This is a genomic window from Aquimarina amphilecti (assembly GCF_900109375.1).
Taxonomy (GTDB): Bacteria; Bacteroidota; Bacteroidia; order Flavobacteriales; family Flavobacteriaceae; genus Aquimarina; species Aquimarina amphilecti.
This window is the reverse complement of sequence record NZ_FOAB01000003.1, coordinates 1-22,233: the sequence shown is the minus strand read 5'-3', so window position 1 is coordinate 22,233 and position 22,233 is coordinate 1. Positions and strand designations below refer to the sequence as shown.

19 protein-coding genes and 1 pseudogene are annotated in these 22,233 nt (G+C 32.1%); 4 read left to right on the top strand and 16 right to left on the bottom strand.

All coding sequences use genetic code 11. From position 1 onward, the window contains the following. Window positions 1–24 precede the first annotated feature (24 nt). Entirely contained in the window at window positions 25–402 is a 378-nt protein-coding gene (locus BMY33_RS07685) for a Na(+)-translocating NADH-quinone reductase subunit F (protein WP_091407268.1), read from the top strand. A 5-nt stretch (window positions 403–407) separates the two neighbouring features. Further along, window positions 408–1,403, top strand: a complete 996-nt coding sequence (locus tag BMY33_RS07680) for an FAD:protein FMN transferase (RefSeq protein WP_091407267.1) — start codon at window positions 408–410, stop codon at window positions 1,401–1,403. 13 nt (window positions 1,404–1,416) lie between these two features. Here BMY33_RS07680 and BMY33_RS07675 read toward each other — a convergent pair whose 3' ends face one another. The 6 genes from BMY33_RS07675 to map form a co-directional block, all read right to left on the bottom strand. Further along, the gene (locus tag BMY33_RS07675) at window positions 1,417–2,169 is read right to left on the bottom strand and encodes a LytR/AlgR family response regulator transcription factor (RefSeq protein WP_091407265.1); all 753 of its coding nucleotides are present in this window, start codon (window positions 2,167–2,169) and stop codon (window positions 1,417–1,419) included. Next, the gene (locus BMY33_RS07670; protein WP_091407264.1) at window positions 2,150–3,232 is read right to left on the bottom strand and encodes a sensor histidine kinase; all 1,083 of its coding nucleotides are present in this window, start codon (window positions 3,230–3,232) and stop codon (window positions 2,150–2,152) included. The genes BMY33_RS07675 and BMY33_RS07670 overlap by 20 nt, the downstream gene beginning before the upstream one ends. Before the next feature lie 10 nt (window positions 3,233–3,242). Beyond that, window positions 3,243–4,043, bottom strand: coding sequence for a hypothetical protein (locus BMY33_RS07665; RefSeq protein ID WP_091407262.1), 801 nt, complete (start codon window positions 4,041–4,043; stop codon window positions 3,243–3,245). Continuing rightward, window positions 4,040–4,462 carry an ABA4-like family protein gene (locus BMY33_RS07660; protein ID WP_091407260.1) on the bottom strand — a complete coding sequence of 141 codons (423 nt, stop codon included), beginning with the start codon at window positions 4,460–4,462 and terminating at the stop codon, window positions 4,040–4,042. Before BMY33_RS07660 ends, BMY33_RS07665 begins: the two co-directional genes overlap by 4 nt. Before the next feature lie 305 nt (window positions 4,463–4,767). Beyond that, a complete protein-coding gene (locus tag BMY33_RS07655) occupies window positions 4,768–5,535 on the bottom strand; it encodes a class I SAM-dependent methyltransferase (RefSeq protein WP_091407259.1) in 768 nt (255 codons plus the stop codon). A gap of 12 nt (window positions 5,536–5,547) precedes the next feature. Continuing rightward, window positions 5,548–6,366: a type I methionyl aminopeptidase gene (map, locus tag BMY33_RS07650; protein WP_091407257.1), complete on the bottom strand. Its 819-nt coding sequence runs from the start codon at window positions 6,364–6,366 to the stop codon at window positions 5,548–5,550. Window positions 6,367–6,690: 324 nt separating this feature from the next. Here map and BMY33_RS07645 point away from each other — a divergent pair, with 324 nt between their 5' ends. After that, window positions 6,691–7,548: a hypothetical protein gene (locus BMY33_RS07645; protein WP_091407256.1), complete on the top strand. Its 858-nt coding sequence runs from the start codon at window positions 6,691–6,693 to the stop codon at window positions 7,546–7,548. 373 nt (window positions 7,549–7,921) lie between these two features. On the opposite strand, the gene BMY33_RS07640 is transcribed toward BMY33_RS07645, so the two are convergent. From BMY33_RS07640 to gpmI, 3 genes are all read right to left on the bottom strand, one after another. Then, on the bottom strand, window positions 7,922–9,019 hold the full coding sequence (locus BMY33_RS07640; protein ID WP_091407254.1) for a FecR family protein: 1,098 nt from the start codon (window positions 9,017–9,019) through the stop codon (window positions 7,922–7,924). Window positions 9,020–9,043: 24 nt separating this feature from the next. Then, window positions 9,044–9,610 carry an RNA polymerase sigma factor gene (locus BMY33_RS07635; RefSeq protein WP_091407252.1) on the bottom strand — a complete coding sequence of 189 codons (567 nt, stop codon included), beginning with the start codon at window positions 9,608–9,610 and terminating at the stop codon, window positions 9,044–9,046. 464 nt (window positions 9,611–10,074) lie between these two features. Continuing rightward, window positions 10,075–11,595 carry a 2,3-bisphosphoglycerate-independent phosphoglycerate mutase gene (gpmI, locus tag BMY33_RS07630; RefSeq protein ID WP_091407250.1) on the bottom strand — a complete coding sequence of 507 codons (1,521 nt, stop codon included), beginning with the start codon at window positions 11,593–11,595 and terminating at the stop codon, window positions 10,075–10,077. A 493-nt stretch (window positions 11,596–12,088) separates the two neighbouring features. Here gpmI and BMY33_RS07625 point away from each other — a divergent pair, with 493 nt between their 5' ends. Next, window positions 12,089–12,469, top strand: coding sequence for an ankyrin repeat domain-containing protein (locus BMY33_RS07625; RefSeq protein WP_091407249.1), 381 nt, complete (start codon window positions 12,089–12,091; stop codon window positions 12,467–12,469). 56 nt (window positions 12,470–12,525) lie between these two features. Here BMY33_RS07625 and BMY33_RS07620 read toward each other — a convergent pair whose 3' ends face one another. The 7 genes and pseudogenes from BMY33_RS07620 to BMY33_RS23435 form a co-directional block, all read right to left on the bottom strand. Next, window positions 12,526–13,293, bottom strand: a complete 768-nt coding sequence (locus BMY33_RS07620; RefSeq protein WP_091407247.1) for a M48 family metalloprotease — start codon at window positions 13,291–13,293, stop codon at window positions 12,526–12,528. A gap of 169 nt (window positions 13,294–13,462) precedes the next feature. Next, a complete protein-coding gene (locus tag BMY33_RS07615) occupies window positions 13,463–13,948 on the bottom strand; it encodes a CAP domain-containing protein (protein WP_091407246.1) in 486 nt (161 codons plus the stop codon). Between the two features lie 54 nt (window positions 13,949–14,002). After that, a complete protein-coding gene (locus tag BMY33_RS07610; RefSeq protein ID WP_091407244.1) occupies window positions 14,003–14,728 on the bottom strand; it encodes a M15 family metallopeptidase in 726 nt (241 codons plus the stop codon). 50 nt (window positions 14,729–14,778) lie between these two features. Further along, complete coding sequence (locus BMY33_RS07605) at window positions 14,779–15,327, bottom strand: ClpP family protease (RefSeq protein ID WP_091407243.1); 549 nt, start codon at window positions 15,325–15,327, stop codon at window positions 14,779–14,781. 380 nt (window positions 15,328–15,707) lie between these two features. Next, window positions 15,708–16,874: a T9SS type B sorting domain-containing protein gene (locus BMY33_RS07600; RefSeq protein WP_091407241.1), complete on the bottom strand. Its 1,167-nt coding sequence runs from the start codon at window positions 16,872–16,874 to the stop codon at window positions 15,708–15,710. A gap of 425 nt (window positions 16,875–17,299) precedes the next feature. Next, entirely contained in the window at window positions 17,300–21,073 is a 3,774-nt protein-coding gene (locus BMY33_RS07595; RefSeq protein ID WP_091407239.1) for a beta strand repeat-containing protein, read from the bottom strand. Between the two features lie 7 nt (window positions 21,074–21,080). Then, a pseudogene (locus BMY33_RS23435) lies at window positions 21,081–22,233 on the bottom strand (hypothetical protein); the annotation flags it as partial.

The window sequence follows — 22,233 nt, the reverse complement described above, 5'->3', positions numbered from 1 at the left end:
TAATAGTGCTATCTTTGCCCAGCTATGAGTAGAATATTAACAAAACAAGAACTTCATAATCTAGCAATGAATATTGTTGGGGAAGAATTAGAGAAAAGAGGTTTCGAATTTATTGCTATTAATAGTAAGTTGGGTAAACATCCACAGTTTGTATGTATTGATAAATTAAATCAACGGTATTTTGTGATTGTAAAAGCTATAGCGCATCCAGATAATCCACATAATTATGATATGGTATGGATGGAAGCGTTTAAAAAGCATGCTAGAGAACAAGAAGCGAAGGTGTTTTATGCAGGTGTGGGATTACAGAATCCTGAAAACCCAACTAAACCAGTTTTTTTAAATGAAGCTTACGCTGTGGAGTATGCGGGATTACAAGTAATAGAAACACACCTTAACTGAATAACATGATTCGTATACTACTTTTTATTTGTCTAATTGTATCATTGTTTTCTTGTAAAGAGACTCCGGAACAGTATATGAATTATGCAAATGGAGATGCATTTGGCACTACTTTTTCTGTTCAATTTATAGATAACAAAGAGATAGACTTTACAAAATCATATGATAGTATTATAGAGGTTATAAATATCTCAATGTCTACCTATCAAGATGATTCTGATATCTCTAAAATTAATAGAGGAGATACTACAAGTTTAGTTGATGATCATTTTAAAAATGTATTTAATACATCCAAAAGGATTTATAAGGAAACAGCGGGTGTTTTTGACCCGACAGTGGGAGTCTTAGTTAATGCTTGGGATTTTGGTCCAGAGGGTAAAATTATAGCATTAGATAGTCTTAAAATCGATAGTTTGTTATTATCTGTCGGTTTAGATAAGGTTGAGTTAAGAAATGCTAAAATTATAAAACAGCATAAGAATACATTTATTGATTTTAATGCTTTAGCAAAAGGGTATGCTGTAGATGTGTTTGCTGATTTTTTGGAGGCTAAAAATTTTGAAAATTATTTAGTAGAAATAGGAGGAGAAATCAGAGGAAAAGGAAAAAATCTAATAAAACAAAAACCTTGGAAAATAGGAGTAGAGGATCCTAATTTTGATCAAACTCAATCTTATAGTAAAGTTATTTATTTAGAGGATCAAGCCATGGCAACTTCTGGGAGTTATCGTAAATTTAAAGTAGATGAAAATGGAAATAAGTATGCGCATATCATAGATGCAAAAACCGGATACCCTCATAAATCTAATCTACTAAGTGTTTCAGTGTTAACAGAAAAATGTATGGATGCTGACGCATATGCTACAGCATTAATGTCTATGGGGTTGGAAAAATCAATTCAATTTTTAAAAACGAGACCTAAACTACGAGTCTATTTTATTTATGAAGATGATAATAAAGAATTAAAAACACTTGCAGTGAATGGTTTTCCTGAAAGCTAATTAAAAATAAGTTTTAATGATTTAACCAATCTTTAAAATCACTTGTTTTTTGTCTACTTACAATAAAATCCTGATCTCTTGGATTTATGATACTTAGTTTAACCCGATGATTAAAATAGGAGTCTATCTTCTGAATTGAATTTTTAGAAATGATTTGGCCTCGATTAATTCTGTAAAATTGATCAGTATCTAACGAATCAAATAATTGATCCATAGTTTCATCAATAATATATCTTTTACTAAGCGTAACCCCAAATGTTATGCTCTCATGAGAATAGAAGTATAGAAGATCTATGATTCTAATTTGAGCAAAACCATTTCCTTCCTTAACCAGTATCCCTTCTCTTTTTTTTGTTGTTTGCATGCTTCCAAGAAGTTTTTTTAGGATAGCGGGATCAACTGCAAGTTGTTTGTTAGATTTTCTGAATTTATTTAATGCATGATTCAATTCTTCTTGTTGGATTGGTTTTAATAGATAGTCTATACTATTAACCTTAAATGCCTGGATTGCATATTGATCAAAGGCAGTAGTGAAAATAATAGGTGCATCAATATCTATTTTTTGAAAAATCTCAAAACTTAATCCATCAGCTAGTTGAATATCCATAAATACCAAGTCGGGGGATTTATTTTCTTTAAACCATAGCACGGCATCTTCTACCGTATCAATGACCGTTAAAAGCTGATAATCGAAATTCTCAGTTTTCAATTTATTTAGTAATTGATTGGCTGCTCGTGGTTCATCTTCAATAATCAGTATCTGCATAATTGTTTTTTTGATCAGATGATTTTAATAATGGAAGGGAAACAATAAAATGGTTTCCATCGTTTTTTATTTCAATAGGTTCATTAGAGATTAATCCATATCGTTTTTCAATGTTTTTTAATCCAACTTTGGTGGATGGTACTTTAGTAGATTTTGGTTGAATCTTATTTGTTATATATAAAGAGTTGTTCTCAACTTTTACTGATATGATGAGTGGCTTTGATTTAGAAATTACATTATGTTTTATTGCGTTTTCTAATAAAAGTTGAAGGCTCATCGGTACTATCATCATATTTAATGAGGCTTCTGGAATATCCCAATGTACTGTTAGGTTTTCGCCAAACCTTTCTGACTGTATATGGATATATGATCTGGCAAATTTTAGTTCATTTCTTAGTAATGTCAAATTTGCATTCCCAGATTCTAATATAAATCTATAGACATCAGCTAATTTGTCTACAAATTCCTTAGCATCTTCTTTAGAGTTTTGATCAATGATGTCTCTAAGAGTATTTAAAGTGTTAAATAAAAAATGTGGCTGAGCTTGATTTCTAAGTGTATCCAATTGTGCCTGCACTATCATTTGTTTTGCTTGTTCCTCATCTCGTATAGATTTTTTTAGTCTTACATAAAAATAAATAGCCTCATATATCGCCATAGTCATAGTGCTAATCAAAATTACTGGGACTAATATTTTAGCTCTTGATAAAGGATTGTAGTTTAATCCCCAAATAAAAGATAATACCATATTGCCGAATACATCAACTAGAAAAACCGTACTCACAATAGCAATAAAGAACAAAAAGATACGTTTCGAATTATCTTTAAAATCGGGGAGTCTTTTTCGTAAAAGAATCATGATGGCGCGAATAATAAACCAATCACAGGTAGAAAAGAAAAGGGATACACTCCAACTAATAATTGCCTTATCAAAAGGAAGCCGAACGAAAGAATTGCTAAACAGGTAATCCGTAATAAAACTAAGGATTAAAATTCCGATGATAATAAACCAAAAGTCATCAAAACCTAAATATTTTATGCGTTTCTTTTTATTAATTAACATATTGGTTTAATTATAGTTTGAGTAATGGGATACCTTGTTTTGCTTGATAAAAGGTAAAACCAATCCATCCCGCATATAGCAACCCAAAGATAAGTACTAGAATGATTTGTTTTTTATTAGAAACACTCCATTTTTTAGATAGCCATAGTGCGAATAACGGAATTATTTGTATGCCGTGCAATCCGAAGAAATGTGCTACCCTTAGATCTCCACTTATAGCACTCCAATTGACTAATGGAAGACCAGCGCCACCATCTGCTGTACCAACATTATGTGCCATCTGAGAAATCATTTGACCACCTATCCAACTTCCGAAAAATACAATTAACCATCCCATTAAAATAGCATATTGAATAGATCTGGTGGTGTTTAATTTTAATCGTACAGTATCAATAATGAACAATATCATAAGTAAAATATTGATTCCAATTAATAAACCCATTGCTAAAAATAACATTCCATCAAATAAGGTTTCTTCATTATAATGAGATCGCACTCCTCTTGACCCTTGATATACAATGATTGCTAGTTCAATTAGTAGTGTCCAAACAACAAGGTTGCTTATAATATTTTTTTTCCGCCTAGAATATGGATAAAATGTGATTAAGTATCCAACGGTTAAAGTATATATACCAATGGAGATGGAGAATTTTAAAGGCTTGATCCAGACATTAACACCCATTAAGGTTCTGTCATCAATTAAAACACCCATTAGACAAAAGACTGTCGTTATAAGGTATATGATGACTGCCCAATATAATATGATGTTTGTGTTCTTTACTTCGTGTAAAATTTGATTTAGATATTTCATGATGTTTTTTGTTTGATTGATTTGATGATTATAAAAAGTAAAAACCCGATAGGACCTAACATGAATGTTGCAAAAAGACAGGGTGCTATTAGTAATTGATGTATTCCTAATTTTTTATTTTGATCTAGTATCCACATGCCTACTATTAGGTCAAAAGCTAGGTAATGAACCCATCCTGCGAGCACTGCATTTTCTTCAGTAAATAACTCCATTACAGTGGCTAAGCTTCCAAAATCCATTCCTCCGCCAATTTGAATGGCTTGAAAAATGTAAAAACCATATACTAGGGATAATATTATTGGAACTATTTTAAAATCAATTAAGAATCGAGTCACTTTCCATTTTGGTAGTAGCGCCATTAGTATCCACATAGGCATAGCAATCATATTAGCTATAGAAAAAATATCAGCGGGAGTCATATCAGTTTGTTTTAGTTAATGAATTGATTAAATGATGACTCGAATATCTAGTAATTGAGGAAAAAATGAAATGATTTAATTTTCAATCGTCGCGATTTAATGTTGAATTGTAATATGAAGATTTAATCCACAATCTAGATGTGAGATGTTATACAGAAGAGTACGTTAGAAAGCGAAAATTTGAATGTAAAAAACACTTAATGGAATTGATAGCTAAAGATCCTTTATATGTAGAACTTAGCACAATTACACAATCTGAAATAAAAAAAGATGTTTCTTAGTGATGTGTTTTAATAATTTTGTAGTTATGCCTTATAGCAAACGGGAAGTATTTCTCCTGGAGCGAGACAATATTTTATTACTTTTTCTTTAGATAATTTATTGGTATAATCGATTTCATTAACTTGAAAACCGATAGAACGGAGTTTATCAAAGTAATCTCTTCCATACACTCTTACGTGATCATATTGGCCAAAAATTTGTGCTCGTTCTTTTGGGTCAGTGATAGTGTCATCTTCAAAAGTAGTAGCTCGGCTGAGATCTTGTGGGATTTGAAGAATAGCCATACCACCTGGTTTTAGAACTCTTAATAGCTCTTGCATTGCTTTAGTATCATCAGGAATGTGCTCTAAAACGTGATTGCAAAATATGATGTCATATTGGTTAGTGTCAAATGGGAGATCACAAATATCTGCTTTTACATCTGCCAAAGGAGAGTTGAGATCCGTAGTTGTATATTCTAAATTTTTTAAATTTCTAAACTTTTTATAAAAAGCTTGTTCTGGAGCAAAATGCAATACTTTAGCTTTAGCAGTAAAAAAATCGGTTTCGTTTCTTAGATATAACCAAAGCAATCTATGACGCTCTAAAGATAGGGTAGAAGGAGAGAGTACATTATCTCTTTGATTACCATATCCGTAAGGGAGAAATTTAGAAAAACTTTTTTCGTCAATAGGATCTGTAAATGTATTTCCTTTAAGAAAAAAAGAAATTATAGGTCTCACAGCATAACTCAAACGAATTAATAATGGCCTTGGGATTGTATTTAATATGAATTTGAAGAGTTTTTTCATTCTTGGAAAAAACTAAACTGCTAATAATTCTTGTCTAAAAGCATCTTCTTCATCAGATTCAATACCTAATGCCTGATAAATGTATTTAAATGTAGAAAGAATTTCAGGTTTACCATCTATAATCGCTACATCATGTTCAAAGTGAGCACTTGGTTTACCATCTGCAGTAAGTATTGTCCAACCATCTCTTAACTGTTTTATTCGGCGCGTTCCCATGTTAGTCATAGGTTCTATAGCTACGACCATTCCTTCTATAAGTTTTTTACCTCTACCGCGTCGACCATAGTTGGGCATTTCTGGATCTTCGTGCATTTTACGACCTAACCCATGTCCTACAAGCTCCCTAACCACTCCGTATCCAGCTTCTTCAGTAAATTTTTGAATTGCATACCCAACATCACCTACACGTTTTCCAACTCTTAATTCGGCGATACCTTTGTATAAGGATTCTTTGGTTATCTTAAGTAAGTGTTCAACTTCAGGCGCTATTTCTCCTACGGGAAAAGTATACGCATGATCACCATAAAATTCGTTTTTAATTGCTCCACAATCTATAGAAATGATATCTCCTTCTTCTAACGGAGTATTATTAGGAATACCGTGCACTACTTGTGCATTAGGACTCATACATAAGGTATTTGGAAAATCATATAATCCTAAAAACCCGGGAATAGCTCCGTGATCTCTAATAAACTCTTCCGCTAGTTTATCTAACTGAAGTGTAGTTACTCCTGGTTTTACTTCAGGAGCAAGCATTCCAAGTGTTTTGGAAACAATAAGAGCACTTTCGCGCATTAATTCAATTTCTTCACGTGTTTTAGTAATGATCATAGTATCCTTATTAAGGAAGGCAAATTTACAAAGAATATTAAGATTCGATCAATTGAACAAGTTTTAATCTCTTATAGAAATATACATCAGAGTATTCTTGGAAAGATTGTTTTTTGATTTTTTTGATTTTTAATATTATTAATTTGATATGTAATTTACTTTTTATGAAAAAAAATATAACAATGGAAAGTGTTATTATATCTAGGGTTTTTGGGGAAAATAAAATGCGTGATTTAAAAAAAAAAGAAAAAATACGCAGCGTTTTTTGTTTTTCAGGTTTAATAGATAGAAAACGCGTTATAATATTCATTAAAAAAGTAAACCATGAAAAAATTATTGATTTGTACAGTAGGATTAGGATTAATGGCAAGTTGTGCCGTAGAGGATGTAGAGGATACCGTATCTATCCAGAATAGCGATAAAGAAAATTTCGAAATGTATCATAGTCTAGATGGAGCAATGGATGGTTTTGATTTAATTTCTGAGGCAGCTTTTGATGAGGTACAAAGTTCTTCTAAAAGTTCTAAAAGTAGTTGTGTATCTATCGAATTGTTAGTTTCAAATGAAGAGACTCCTTTATCTGGGTTTGAAGAGTATGATTATTACAGTAAAATGATTCTGAACTATACAGAAGAACAATGTCAATTTGATGATTGGAGCGGTAAATTAGAATACTATGTGGCAGGAGTGTTTAATGAGCAATGGAAAGATTCTACAGTGTTTAAAAACGTTAGAGGAGACGAAGGTTATATGTTTGATGGATATAGAGTCGCAGAACAAAATCCAGACTTAAGTACTGGAACGACCAAAGTTTTTGATGTTATAATCGATGGAGTTATTACAGAACCTAATGGTGATTCGTATCGTTATACTACAAATAGAAATTTCACGTTTGAAAATCGATTTACCGCAGATGAGGTTATTATTTTAGAAGAATCTTCTTTACTAGAAGGTATTACGCAAACATATTTTATGAAATCAGAGTCTGTGGCAAACGCACCTTTAGTTTACAAGGTAGCTTGTTTTAATCGATTTAATTTCTTGAAATATCCAGTTCAAGGGGCTTTGGATTTTACTAGTAGTTTTGGAGTCAATTTTAATATTGATTTTGGAGATGGATCTTGTGATAAAGAAGTTACTTTAACTGGTGATAACGGAGAATCTATTGTTTTTGATTTATAAATAGGTAGTTTAGTTAAATTCCGAAACCGTCTGTAAACCTACTTACAGACGGTTTTTTTATGCTTTTTAGTTTAATAATTTCTTAGGTTTATGCTTGATTTACCTTAAAATAGATTATTGTTATATATCTTATCCGTATAATTTTGATAAACGTTGTGTCCATAAAAAGAGTTTCTAACACCTTTATTTGTTATATTACTTTATAGTTAGTAAAGAAATCTTTTGGATAACATATCTAAAGATTCATATAATTTAATAAGAACATTTCATGATTAGAAACCTTCAGACATTTGTATTGGGAAATCTATGGGTAAGGGTCTTTTTTTTAGTATTTAGCTTTGGTTTTTCTTGCAATGAAATTTTTGGACTGTCCTTATTCATTACAACCTTTCCCGGAGATAATGTATAAATCATCTTTTTTAGTTAATTCCAAAGTCAAGGACTTGGTAAGTTTTTCTAGTATTTGCGAAATATCTTTGTTCTTAAAAGATCCAGAATATTTGCAATTTAATATATCAGAGCTTTTTAATAAGATTTTGGCATCATAGCTCGTTCCAAGATCATTAATAATTTCATTTACTGAAGCATTTTGATAAAATAGTTTTCCGGTTTTCCAAGCAAATCGATTTGGAGATTTTTCTAAAATAGAAATCTCTTTGTTGTTAATATGTAAACTCTGACCAGGGGATAATATTTTCACTTCTTTTGTGTTGTTATGGACTACTTTTGCGGACCCTTTAATTAAGGTCATTAAATCTCCTGTAGTGTCAGAATGTATAGCAAAAGAATTTCCGGTTATTTGTACTTTACAATATTTTCCAAAAAGTATGAAAGGTTTGGATTCATCTTTATTAATATTTAAAAATACCGTACCAGTAATATCTGCTCTTCGATACCCTTGTTTGGTAGCGGTAAAGTTCACTTTACTATTTTTTCTTACTACAATAGTACTTGAGTCAGGCAATGTATTGTATTTTGTCCTTTCTGTAAATGCATATTTTTCGGATGCAGTATAAGTAACTGTAATAACTCCTTTTTCAATGATTTCATCTTCAGGCTCTAAAGTTGTAACATCTATTTGCTTGTTGCTTAAATCTTCTTGAAGTTGATTTGAGTCTTCAACCGACTCATTTTTGATAATGATTGGTGTGTTTTCTTCCTTTTTAACTGATATAGAATCAACAGTAGTTGTTGTAGGGTTATTATTTTCATTGTCGAAAATAGTATCCTTACTAGTAATTTCTGTATTTGTGTTTGATGTTTTACTGTTTTTAATGTAATATATAGTACATACACCGATAATCATTAAAAGTATGAAGCCAGCTGTATACCAATAAAACAGGTTTTTATCATCAGATTTTTCTTGTACGGCATCAAAAATTAGATCAAAGTTCTCCCCAGACGATTCTATCACATCGTCTTTAAATTTTGTATTTAAAAGCTCTTTTAAAAGGTCTTTATCCTCTTTCATCTGGTTCTCATTTAGAGATAGCAATTAGTATTTTTCAATTCCGATAGCTCTCATATTTTCTAAAAGTTTTTTTCTAGCTCTGGTATAGTTTGATCTAGATGTACTTTCTTTAATCTTTAATATTTTCCCTATTTCTTTATGTGAATATCCTTCAATAGCATAGAGGTTTAAAACATATCTATATTGTTCAGGTAACTCACTTATTAGTATTCTTAATTTGTCTGCAGAAAGTTGCTGAGAAAAATGATTTTTTTCAAAATCGTTTAATTCTTGCGTTTCATTTTCTTCTATTAATTCTGAATTATCAATTAGGATTGTCTTTTTTCTCTTATGCCAGTCATCAATTGCACAATTGACTACAATTCTTTCAATCCAGCTCCCTAATGTTCCGTTATGCTTATATTTTTTTATATTTTTAAATACCTTGATAAATGCTTCTTGTACAATATCTTTTGCATCTGATTGATTTTTACAATAGCGAAAACTTACCGCAAGCATCCTGGGCATAAAAGTATTATATATTTTTTCCATAGCATCCCGGTCATTCTTTTTACAAGCTTTAACCAGTCTGTCTTGCTCTTCTTTATTCATGAATAAGGGTTAGTGCTTACTCTCATAAATCATAACTGAGAATGTAGGATTTCGCTGCGTATAATTATTATAAAATTTATAATAATATGTTAAAGATACTGAAATGAAATTTTTATTAGTTGGAGTGATGGTTTGCTTCGTCTTATATAATTGACTTTTTATCTAAGTTCAAATTTCACTAAGCGAAAAATATTATTGTGAAGATAAGTAATTAGTAAATTAGGTATATAATTTAAAAATCAATTAGTTATGAAGTATTTAAACCCTTTTTTTCAGATGAATGTTAAACTATGTATAACTTTTCTTAAGGATTTAGCGCAAGGTTCAGCGTATGCATTAAAAAGATAAATTCAATATTAATTTTTTCAAAAATATTTAATTTATGTATTTTGTGTTAAATAAGAATATAAGTAGAGTATAAAGATGAGTATTACAATTATAATACTCATCTTTTTTTTTGTTATTTATTTCTTTAATAGAGATTTCTGGGTCATCGCTTCTGGTTGTTTTACACCAATAAGATCTAAAATTGTTGGAGCAATATCACCTAAAACCCCATCTTTTACCATAATATGATCACTATCAATTAGTATCACAGGGACAGGATTTGTGGTGTGAGCTGTATGAGGAGATCCATCTGGGTTAATCATTGTTTCACAATTTCCATGATCAGCAATCAATATGGTAGTATATCCATTTTTTAATCCACTTGTTACAACATCTTTTACACATTCATCTACCACTTCACAAGCTTTTATCGCAGCTTCCATAACTCCCGTATGACCTACCATATCGCCATTCGCAAAATTTAAGCATATAAAGTCTGTTTCGCCTTTCTGTAACTCTGGAATTAATGCATCTTTTAGTTCATATGCACTCATTTCTGGTTTAAGGTCGTAGGTAGCAACTTTTGGAGAATTTCTAAGAATTCGGGATTCACCTTCAAAGGGTTCTTCTTGTCCTCCAGAAAAGAAAAATGTAACGTGAGGATATTTTTCTGTTTCCGCTATACGAATCTGCTTTTTACCGGCTTTAGATAATACTTCTCCTAATGTTTCGGTAATATTATCTTTGTCATAAATGACTTCAATACCTTTAAAGTTTTCATCATAATTAGTCATTGTAACGTAATACAATGGTAATTTATGAGTATTATATTCGTGCATATCTGATTGAGAAAGCATTTCTGTGAGTTCTCGACCGCGATCTGTTCTAAAATTAAAGAATATTACAACATCATCATTCTTAATCGTAGCAACAGGAGATTCGTTTTCTTCTATAACAATCGGTTTAATAAACTCATCTGTGATATCATTATCGTAGTTTTTTTGTATGCTTTCAATTGCATTGGTGGTAGATGTTCCTGTTCCATTAACAAGAAGATCATAAGCTAGTTTAACACGTTCCCATCGTTTATCTCGATCCATAGCATAATAACGTCCTACAATGGAGGCTAGCTTTCCTGTAGATTCTTCCATATAGTGTTGGATTTCCTTGATATGGTTGATTCCAGATTTTGGATCTACATCACGCCCATCAGTAAAAGCATGTAAATAAACGTTTTTCAATCCTTCAGAATTGGCAACATCTAATAATCCTTTTATATGATTTATGTGCGAATGAACGCCACCGTCACTAACCAGCCCTAAAAGATGAATATCTTTATTATTTTCTTTGGCATACTTAAGGGCATTAATTAAGTTTTTTTCATTTTTTAGTGTATCATTTTTGATCGCCATATTAATTTTAGCTAAATCTTGATATACTATTCTTCCTGCTCCAAGATTCATGTGACCAACTTCACTATTCCCCATTTGTCCATCAGGAAGTCCAACATGCAATCCATCTGTTCTTAAGGAAGCGTTAGGGTATTTTGTATATAAATTATCAATAAATGGAGTGTTTGCATGATCGATTGCGGAAACTTTAGGATCCGGTGATGTTCCCCAACCATCCAGAATCATTAAGATTACTTTTTTGTTCATTTCTTTTCTGTATATGATTTGATGTTTTGAATCATTTATTCAGTTGATTGCCGATACGTATGATTATAGGCTAAATTACAATATAGAATAGACGCATACAAAAATCTACAGCTGCCTATTTGCAGTTTATCGCAGCTTGAACTGCTTTATATAGACGTTTTTTTGAAGAACTATTAATAGATCTTAGTGATCAAGATAAAAAATGGGTAATTCTTAGATTTAGTTAGGTTTTAATGATGATAATTGAATTTTTAAGATATGTAAAATGGGCTATGATTATTTAGCTCTTTATACGTAAATGATTTACTTAACATAAAACAGTAAATTTAAATATTCTTTATTAAAATGTTAATTTTTTATAATATTAATAATTTTTTAAGTTTATTATTGGGTAAAATTCTGTAAATTAGGTAGGTGTAAAATAACAGGTTATCTCTTTTATGATTTTGGAAATTAATAAATCAATATACTAACTTCAATAATTCACAACATTATGAGAAAAACAATTATGACGGCATTAATGATTCTGTTCATTATACCTGTGGGCTTTGCTTCAGAAGAAGTAAAGATTAGTGATAGTAAGAATTATGAGCTAAATATTAATAAAGTAGATCCTTTTTTTATGGCAGTTATTAAGGGAGATCTTGATACTGTAGCAAAAATGATAGAGGAGGGGAGTGATGTAAATCTAAGGTTAGATGGAAAAACACCTTTAATGTATGCTGCAAGGTATAACCGAGCTGATATCATAAGATTATTAATAGGAAAAGGAGCATACCTTCAAGCTAAGGACGATAAAGGGAATACTGCATTGAAATTTGCCGAATTAGCTAATGCTAAAGAAGCGATGGATGTGCTTAAGGAAATGTCTTAAAACATATAATATTAAAACTCTAAAAAACTTCGATTAGATATTTCTAGTCGAAGTTTTTATTGACCGCTATATTCTCTAATAGCTTCTTCAATTTTTTCAATACGATTATCAGGGTCAGGATGTGTACTTTGGAATTCTGGAGTACGATTGGGTCCACCTGCTGCTTTAAGAATCTGCATAACACCGATCATTTCTTGTGGATTGTAACCAGAATTGATCATAAATAAAACACCTAGTTTATCACTTTCCAACTCATCGTCTCTACCGTTTCCTAAAAGTACATTTTGCCCTATCCCATTTACCAGCCCACCAGCATCAGCACCTACAGAAGCTCCTGTAGAAATGGTTTTCCAAAATTCATGTTCTGCTATACGTTCGGCAGAGTGTCTACCTAAAACATGTCCTATTTCATGCCCTAGAACACCAGCTAGTTGATCTTCGTTTTGTAATTTAGAATAAAGTGCGTACGTAATAAATATTTGACCACCTGGTAATGCAAAGGCATTAATTGTATTAGGGTCAGCTAGGAGGTGGAATTCATATCGATAATCAGATTCTCTAGCCATTGTGTTGTTTACAAGTTTATTGCCAACATTGTCTACATAGTTTTGAAGTCTTTGATCAGGATATAAACCTCCGTGTTGCCTAGTCATTTCAGGTTCGCTTTGAAGTCCAATTGCAATTTCCTGATCCGTGGTCATATTAATATTCTGAACTCTATCCGTATATTCATTAAGAGTTTTATTATTACATTTTTTTATAAAAGCAAAAGCTACAATAGCAAGACCAATTAGTATTCTTATTTTTAATCCACCGCGTCTCATGAACTGTTTTTTGGTTTAAGTAAAAGTTTTTAGAATTCTAAAGTTACTAAATATAAAAGTTGCTTACCAAATAAATGTATAAGAGATCATTTTTGGTAAGCAACTACTAGGGGATTCGAATTCGCGTTTTTAAACACGAATAGTGCTAATTAGCATAGTTGATGTACAGTTAACGATAAAAAAGTTGTGTATAATAATATCTCCCATTTTCATCTTTAATTGCAGAGATACCTGTATACATATAATTACCTTCTATATTTTCTCGATGTCCAGTACTATTTAGCCAACCATCTACAACACTTTGGGCATCTTGATAAAATCTAGCCACATTTTCGGCAGTTCCGGTAGCGTTTTCTTCATCGCCTAATATATTACCCCGCTGATTAAAATTATCATGATTGATTTCATCAATGGATATCATATATTTTGTATGATCAATTGCTAATTGCTCAGCGGTTTCATTTTTGGACAAGGTTGATAGACCTATACTCTGCCTATGTTGATTTACTAATACTAATATGTCATCAGAAATATTAGTTTCATTTATAAGTTCATCTGTCGATATATCTGAATTTCCAGAATCATCTTCAGAAGAACAAGAAATTATTGCCGTAGCAATAAATATAACGAAAAAAAGTCTTGAAATTTTTTTCATAAGATATAAAAGGGCTTTTTTAATATAACTAAAATATAGGTGTTTTAGTGTGTTTTATAGTAATTTAGGGTTGATATCTAATACATTTTCTGAAATATATTTTTGTATAAAATCAATGGTGAATTGATCACTGCCTAGTAGGTTGGCACTTTGCAATTCATTTTTCAGGTTCAGTTTTTTATAAGATTTAAGCATGGGAATGGATAGCGGTGCATAAGAATAATGCCAAGGTTCATATTTAAAACCTTTTCTGTCTTTTTTATTTGTATAAACAAGAAAAAAACCAAAGCTGTTGGCGTTTATATCCATCCATTCTTTGAATTTACAAAATGGACCTTCTTCATGAAAATTTTTCTCTAGAAGAAGGCCTTTCGGTTGTTTAGGATTTCCATCAACAATATCGATGTCAGTACCCCAATGGTGGCGAGATGTGCCCGGAATTGTTGAGTACTCTATTATTTTATTTATTGCTTCTATCGGGGATAATCCTTCTTTAGTAAATTTTTTATACTTACGTTCCCAAATTCTGTTTTGATGTGCATAATTTCGATAACTAGAAACGGTCTTTATTTTTATACCACTTTCTGAAGCTTTAGCTTTCATTTTTAAAAATGCTTCGTGCGCTTCTTTTCTTAATTTATAGGTGTCTCCATAAAAAACGGGATCACTTTTTCCCATTAAGTCATCTTTCGAAAATTCTGATTGAATCATATGAAATGAGGATAATGAGAGTGCAGTTATTCCTAATCCACTAATTTTTATGAAATTTCTTCTTAGCATATGGAAATAGGCAAGGTTTTTTTATAAAGTGTTTTAATTATCAATGTATATTATTCTAGTATTCCATCTACAATACCATACTCAATAGATTCTTGTGCATCCATCCAGTAATCTCGATTAAAATCCTTCAATACTTTTTCAATTTCTTGTCCACAGTTGTCCGCAAGAATTTGAGCACTTAGTTCTTTTGTTTTGAGAATCTCTGTAGCTTGAATTTCTATATTAGAAGCTTGTCCTCTTGCTCCACCACTTGGTTGATGAATCATTACCTTGGCGTGTGGTTGAATAAATCTACGTCCTTTCTCGCCAACACTTAACAGAATAGAACCCATAGATGCTGCCAATCCTGTGCAGATTGTAGATACAGGGCTTTTTAATGTTTTTATAGTATCATACATGGCAAAACCAGAAGTTACATAACCACCAGGGCTATTAATATATAATTTAATTTCATCATTACTAATCATATCTAGATACATTAATCTATCAATAACATGTTTAGCTGATTTGTCATCAACTTGTCCCCAAAGAAAAACACTACGTTCTTCTAGGAATTTTTTATCTATTATATCTTGAGTTTTTCCTGCTTTTTCTTTCATCAGTGATTATTTTACAATTAATTTTTTAAAATTAGCTTCGTACAGGATATATAAAATATGTGTAATGCACGGATAGCTAAAAGTATAATTATTTTGCAAAATATCACCTTTTATAAGATAACAAATTTTATACTTTTTGAAATAGATCTAATATTTAACTAGATTTTAGAAATTCTAATTCTTTTTAGTTGATCCTTTTTTGTTTAAAAAAAAATAATCAATAAAGTCTTTAGGAATGTATTATTTATAAATCTTGAAGAAATTTATAGTTACTTTATAAACATCTGTTAAAATACAGATGTTTTGTTCGAATAGGAGAGTGTTATCCTGTAAATAGATGTAATGTCTTAATCTTTAAAGAATAAGAAGATGTAAAATGTCTATCTACTTATATAAAGATATCCAGCTCTATCTTTTGTACCTTCTATGTTTAAAACATAATAATAGGTTCCTACAGGTAATTCTTCACCTTTAGCAATTGTAGCTCTACCCTCAGAAATTCCATTAAAAGCATCCGAAGTTTGTTGTACTTCATGATATGCTTTTCTATTATATACTAAAACTCCCCAACGATTATATACGAATAATTCATTATCCGGGTATTGAACTAATCCTTGTATTACAAATGTATCATTAAAACCATCTCCGTTTGGTGAAACTGCAGTAAAAATTTCTAAATCTCCATCTAATATAAGACCAGATGTTCCAAAGGTTAAAGCAACAAAATTATCAGGAACGATCAATTCCGAAGTGATTTCTCCATTATCAAGATCTCCAGTAACAAAAGTATTTCCTAGATTAATCCATTGTTCTAAATTAGGATCCCATCCTACAACTCTAAGATCAGCTAAATCATTTACTAAAGTTGGAATATTACTATTAGTATCCCAAGTTAGGGTAACTCTTGTTTCTTGATCTCCGTCTACATCCCAAAATTCAAAAATACTAATCCCATACAACAAATCTCCAAAACTGTTAGTATCGAAATTATTTGGAAAGAAATTAGGGAAGTTTGGGTTTTCAAAGAAATAAGCAGCTTTTGCTGTATTAGTCGCCGCTTGACTCTCAATACGCACCGGTCTATGACGAAAATCATCACCAACAGGGAATGAAAAGTCTAGTTGACCAGTAATAGAGGCATATCCATCTACATAGCGATCATCATTTTCTCCTAAATATGGTGCATCATTAATATAATCTAAAGAAACCTGTATTTGATCTCTAGGTGTAAAAACTCTTCCATTAGTAAATTCCTGAAAATTATTAACTCCAACAGGAACTTCTAAATATAGATCATCTATTACATCAATTTCCATATCATGAAAAACAGGGCGATTGCTTCCAGAAATTGTTAAACTGTTTTGGTTATAAAAACCAGCAAACCCAACATTTTGATCAAAAGTTCCATCATTAATTACATCCAGATGAAATCCTACTTGACCTTCATCATGTATTTGTAAATTTCCGAAATTATGAAAAGACAACTGAGCATTGGAAATGAAACCAGCTAGTATGAATAACGTTATGTAGAATTTGTTTTGGGGCATATTTTTTAAAATTTGAAATTACGGTTAAACCATAAATCAATTACTGCGAATATATAAAAATTATTCATACATCCTACTTTTTTTTAAAAAAAAATTCACAAAAGTATCGTTGAAATGCATTTTTTTATCGACAAATTACATATGTTTCACGATAAGGCATATTTTTCCTTGTTAATTTGTAAGACATATTCTTTGGCAAGGATAATGTGTCTTGCTACATTTTAGAATGAAGAAGAAATATGTTTTTAATAAAATAAAGGAGATAAACTATTCAGTAGTCGAGTAGCTAAGCCTTGAAAAGATTCTTTTTCGTGAATATTTTATAATGATGACGATGTTTATACATAATGTTTGGGTGATACTGTGTTTTTTTTAAGTTATAAGTTTTAAATTTTTTACGTTAAGCGTTTTTTATTATATTTATATTAATTGGGTTTTACTCTATATGTAATTTTTCGATTAGTAATAACCGTTGCTGCTCCAACAATAGTTCTATTTCCAAATTCAGAGGTAGTGTTTGATATTGTTGCAGTACTAGTAACTAAACTTCCAACAGGAATTGTTGTACCTAATGGTATACTAATGTTAAATCTATTGGTATTATCTGTATTTCCATCGGCATTAGTATATAATGAGATAGTATTGTCAAGATCAGCACCGCTTCCTTCCGTACCAGAACCTAAATACGTTTGACCTTCACCATAATCCAGACTAAGTCCTAATTGATTATCGCCAACAGCAGCAGTTCCTTGGTTTATATCTGTTAAGAAAACTTCTATTATTGCTCCTGGACGAGACCATCCTGTTATTTTTAAATTTGTTCCTGAAATGGTTACGGATTCAAAAACAGGAAAATTCAAACTTCCATTTGGACCTGTATCTGCATCTCCAACATCATTAATGGTAACTCCGTCACCTGCAATATCTATACCGAGTGCATCGGCAACAGTACCATTCGCAAAAATAGAGTTTTGAGATATCAGATTCCCTGAAGTAGTTCCACCAGTTAATACAATACCAGCTCCTCCATTATTATCAATAATATTATTAGTAATAGAAGAATTACTTTGCGCTAAATTGATACCACTAAGTTCAGTACATCCAGCACCACTATTACTTCCCGCTGTTGTAATTGTATTTTCTGTAATAGTTACATTACCTTGGTTGTCAAAAATGCCGGTAGCAGCTGAATTATCTATAAGATTATTTTGGATTACTACACCACTTCCATTAGCAATTCTGATGTTATACTCACAATTTCTAAAACCATTATTGGTTATGTGATTATTTTGTATTAAGGTCGATGTACCTCCATTAACAGAGATTCCAAAATCTGTATTTGAAGCTATGTAATTACCATCAAGAGTTACTTGTCCTCCATTAATCTCAAAACCATCATCAACATAACTTCCAACACCAACAGTTCCAGTAACTCCTAAGGCATTGACACCTAAAAGATTTGCCATTACTAGATTTCCGGTTCCAGAATCTTGACGTATAGCTCTTCTATTCCCTCCATATACTGCTAAGTTTCTTATAACAAGGTTCGATGCTTGTAGTTGAATTACATCTCCAAAATTACTACGTACTTGTATCTCAGGTAAATCATAGTTTGGTAAGGTAGTTCCTGAAAGACCAACGTTGGTTCCTCCAGATCCTACTGTTCCAGTATTTGTATCACCAGAATAGGCAGTTTGCGTTCTCCCGTCTATATGAGTTGAATTGTTTGTAACATCATCAAGTGGATCTGCGTTTGGTAAGTTTATATCAAAAAAACCAGTAACGAAGTTCGGGTCAGCAGTTCTTCCCAATGGATCTCCAGTAGGAGGTATCATAAAGATAGAAGTATCTTGACCAGCCGCTGGATCAAAAATACCATTAGCTTCAATGTTTAATCCGGTTCCGTCGAGATTGTTAGAATTAATTATAAATTGACCGAGAGAACCTTGACCACTAGAGTTGGTATTTACTATGGTATTGAAGTTAAAACCAAAATCTATATCAACGACTCCTTCGTTTGCTATTGTTATAGTAGAAATAGTTTGGGCACCTGTTAGTGTTCCAGCGGCTACATCTTCATTAAGTGGGTTAGTACCACCAATTTCGTTTGTTACAGTTCCTAAAGTACTAGCGGAGAATATGGATCTAAAGGTTTGTGTAGGTAAACAAGTTGCGCAAGTAGTCCCGCCACCTCTAGTAGAACGTACAGTATTATTTACAACACGCAGCGTGTAGGTTCCGTTGGCCATACCGCCTATATTATAGTCTCCGTTTGCATCGGTAATATCTGAATCGATAAAAGTACCTGTATTGTCATATAGTTCTACCAGAGCTCCTTCTGTTCCTACTCCTGATGAAGTGGCAAGGTCCCTCCCAGCTCCGCCAGGATAATTGATATCTTCAAAAACAGTACCTATCATTAAGTTACTAGGTACTTTAAGTAATACAGAATTTAGCAATACGATATCTCCACCAACATTAACATTGGTTGTAGCAGAGTTTGCTCCTTGAGATATAAGTGAAGAAATGTCATAAGTGTCTAAATCCACTCCAAACTGTGAGGAATCATTGATTATAGGAATTGTCGTATCGTCATAAATAGTCGAATTAAATACATTTTGCGTTCCCCCTGTGTTATCACCATCTCCATTTAAGGTTGTTGTGTTTACTCCAGATGTTAGAGTAATAGTTTCTCCTCCTGTAAAATTAACATCTCCTTCCCAAGCAAGTACGGAAGTCTTAGAACCAGAGCTACCAATTGCAAAAAAACCATCTAGAGTATAGCTAGATGATGAATTTTGTTCTGAATTAAATCCATCGTAAAAATTAATACTTACGGCTGGTAAAGAAGGATTCGTATAAAAAATCATTAAAGACCAGCCTCCTAATACTATTGTTCCGCAATATCCATTAACCGTGATGTTAAGGTCGGTAATTTCATATGCCTCATTACTTGGATCCGCTATTCCATTAATAATAGAAGTTACATCACTTTTCATACTGTAATATTGCGCTAATTGATTGGCCGAGTAAATAACATCAGCAGTAACAGTTTGTCCTTCAAAGGTTACAACATCATCAGGTGAAGGGCCAGAATGTGCCCAGGTTAAGTATGCTTTTTCGATAGTAGAACCTGCAGGAATTGAGGTGGTAAGCGTATTTGAGGATGTTGCTCCTATGGCACAGGGATCTACATTATTATCGGCAGTTCTAAAAGATCCTGCAGTCACTGCATAATCGTAATATCCATTGAATTCATCAAAAAGTGTTAAAGGTACTTCATTAGGTATTGCAGGGTCTCCATCATCATTAATTGTTATTATACCATTATCGATTCGTACCGAAGTATTACTTATATTACTAAGATTTACAAAAAAGGTTTCATCGTTTTCACCAAAAGTATTATTTATGATAGGTACTGTAAAGGTTTGTGTTTCATTAAGATTTCCAACAAAATTTAACGTGCCAGTAGAAGTAATGTAGTCAGAATCAGCAAAGGCAGTGTCATCCAAAGTATCGTAATCTACAGAAAACCCTCCAGGTACAGTGCCACCGGTAAGTCTTGCAGTGATTGTAGCTGTGCCTACATTTTCGTTAACTGTTATGTCAATAACTGATACAATCGGACCGAAAACTGCAGATATTTCTAAGTTGTCAATTAATGCAAATTCTCCATTTTCCCAATTACAAAAACCACAACCTCCGTTATTAATAAATCTAATTGTTGTATTAGCAGAAATAAATCCGGTTATATCTTGATTAAAACTTCCGGTTTGACTTCCTGTAAATGATCCAATATCAGTAAAATTCGTGCCATCCGACGATATTTGAATGTTTAATTCTTCTCCATTGACTCCGCCATCTAAACCACTGGTTTCCCAATCAAATGATAAAGTTGCAGATGAAGCTCCAGTAAGATTAGCGGTTCTTCTTATGTTTTCAGTATTTACAAATAACCAATCAAGTCTAAGATCTCCTCCCGTTATCCTAATAAATCCATTGTTAGGACTGTTGTTGTCATTGGTCTCAATCCAGTTTCCTGCCCAATTTTGAGTTCCATTATTGTTAGCGTAGGATACGGTACTAAAATTGTCTCTATATGTTTCTTGAGAAAATAAAGTATAGGGCAACATATACATAACCATAATACCAATAGTTAAGTATTTAGATATTGTTTTATATAATTTTACGAGTTTCATATAAAAATTATCGTACTACGAATACTACATTAATTAATGTGTTATAGTCAGCAGGAGTACCTATTATATCATAGGTCATGACTCCGTTCGCATCAATAGCAACGTTTGCAAAAACTGTAGGGTCAAAATATGTTACATAGTAATATAATTCATTGGCCGCATATGTTGGGATAGCCGCAGGAGCGCCAGTACTTGATTGTGATGTAGCTGCATTTGCTAATGTAAATTGATCGATATATTGTTGATAAAGATCTACACTTTCATCACCTGGAGCTGCCGTATTTGCTGAAATAGTGCTCGCATCAATAGCAATTGAAGGAGGATAGAATATCCTAGCAGCCTTAGATGTAATCGGTGCAATATCCTGAATTACATCTTCTACTGTTGCTTCCGTATTTCCATCACCATCTACATCTACAGGAGTATCAGAATCTACTTCAGAAGCAGTTTGGTCATCACTTCCTATAGAAGCTGGATCTACAGTTACTACATCGCCATCCGCTTCAATTCCTAAGAATCGAGTAGGAGTATTATCAAATTGATAGGTGTCTATAGTTCCATATCGGCTAAATCTAATTTGATTATCATTTCTCAGGCTTAATGTTTCTTGAATATCTGCTGGATCACCTTGATTACCACCGGCATAGAAATTTAGTCCATTGTTATTACCATTAGCGGTTGTTCCAAATCCAATTGCCGCAGCATAAGCATTACCAGAGTTTCTAAATGAAATACCGAGCTCTCTTGCGTTGTTAGTTCTTCGAAGGGTTAAGGTATTTCTATTATCTAAGTCTGAATCAAATTGTAGATTGAAATTACCCATTGTCATCACCCTATTGCCAGTTAAAGTGCCATTAGTATTGTAAATATTTTCGTTTAAGGCTGATAAATCAACAGTTTGATCTACTTCCCCATCATCCTCTAAGGAAAGAGATAGAATATTATTAGCGTCGTTGAAATCAAAATTATCAATAGTTTGGTCATCTGTTCCATCAAATGAAGTTGTAGTAGCATCTTCCGACGTATATGTGTAAGTTATATTATCGGCAGTCGATAAAGTTGTAATTGTTTCATCAATATCAACAATTGTACCTCCAGTAAAGTTTACAGTAGCTATTCTATTTCCATTGATTACGTTAGTAATACTTTCTATATAGCTT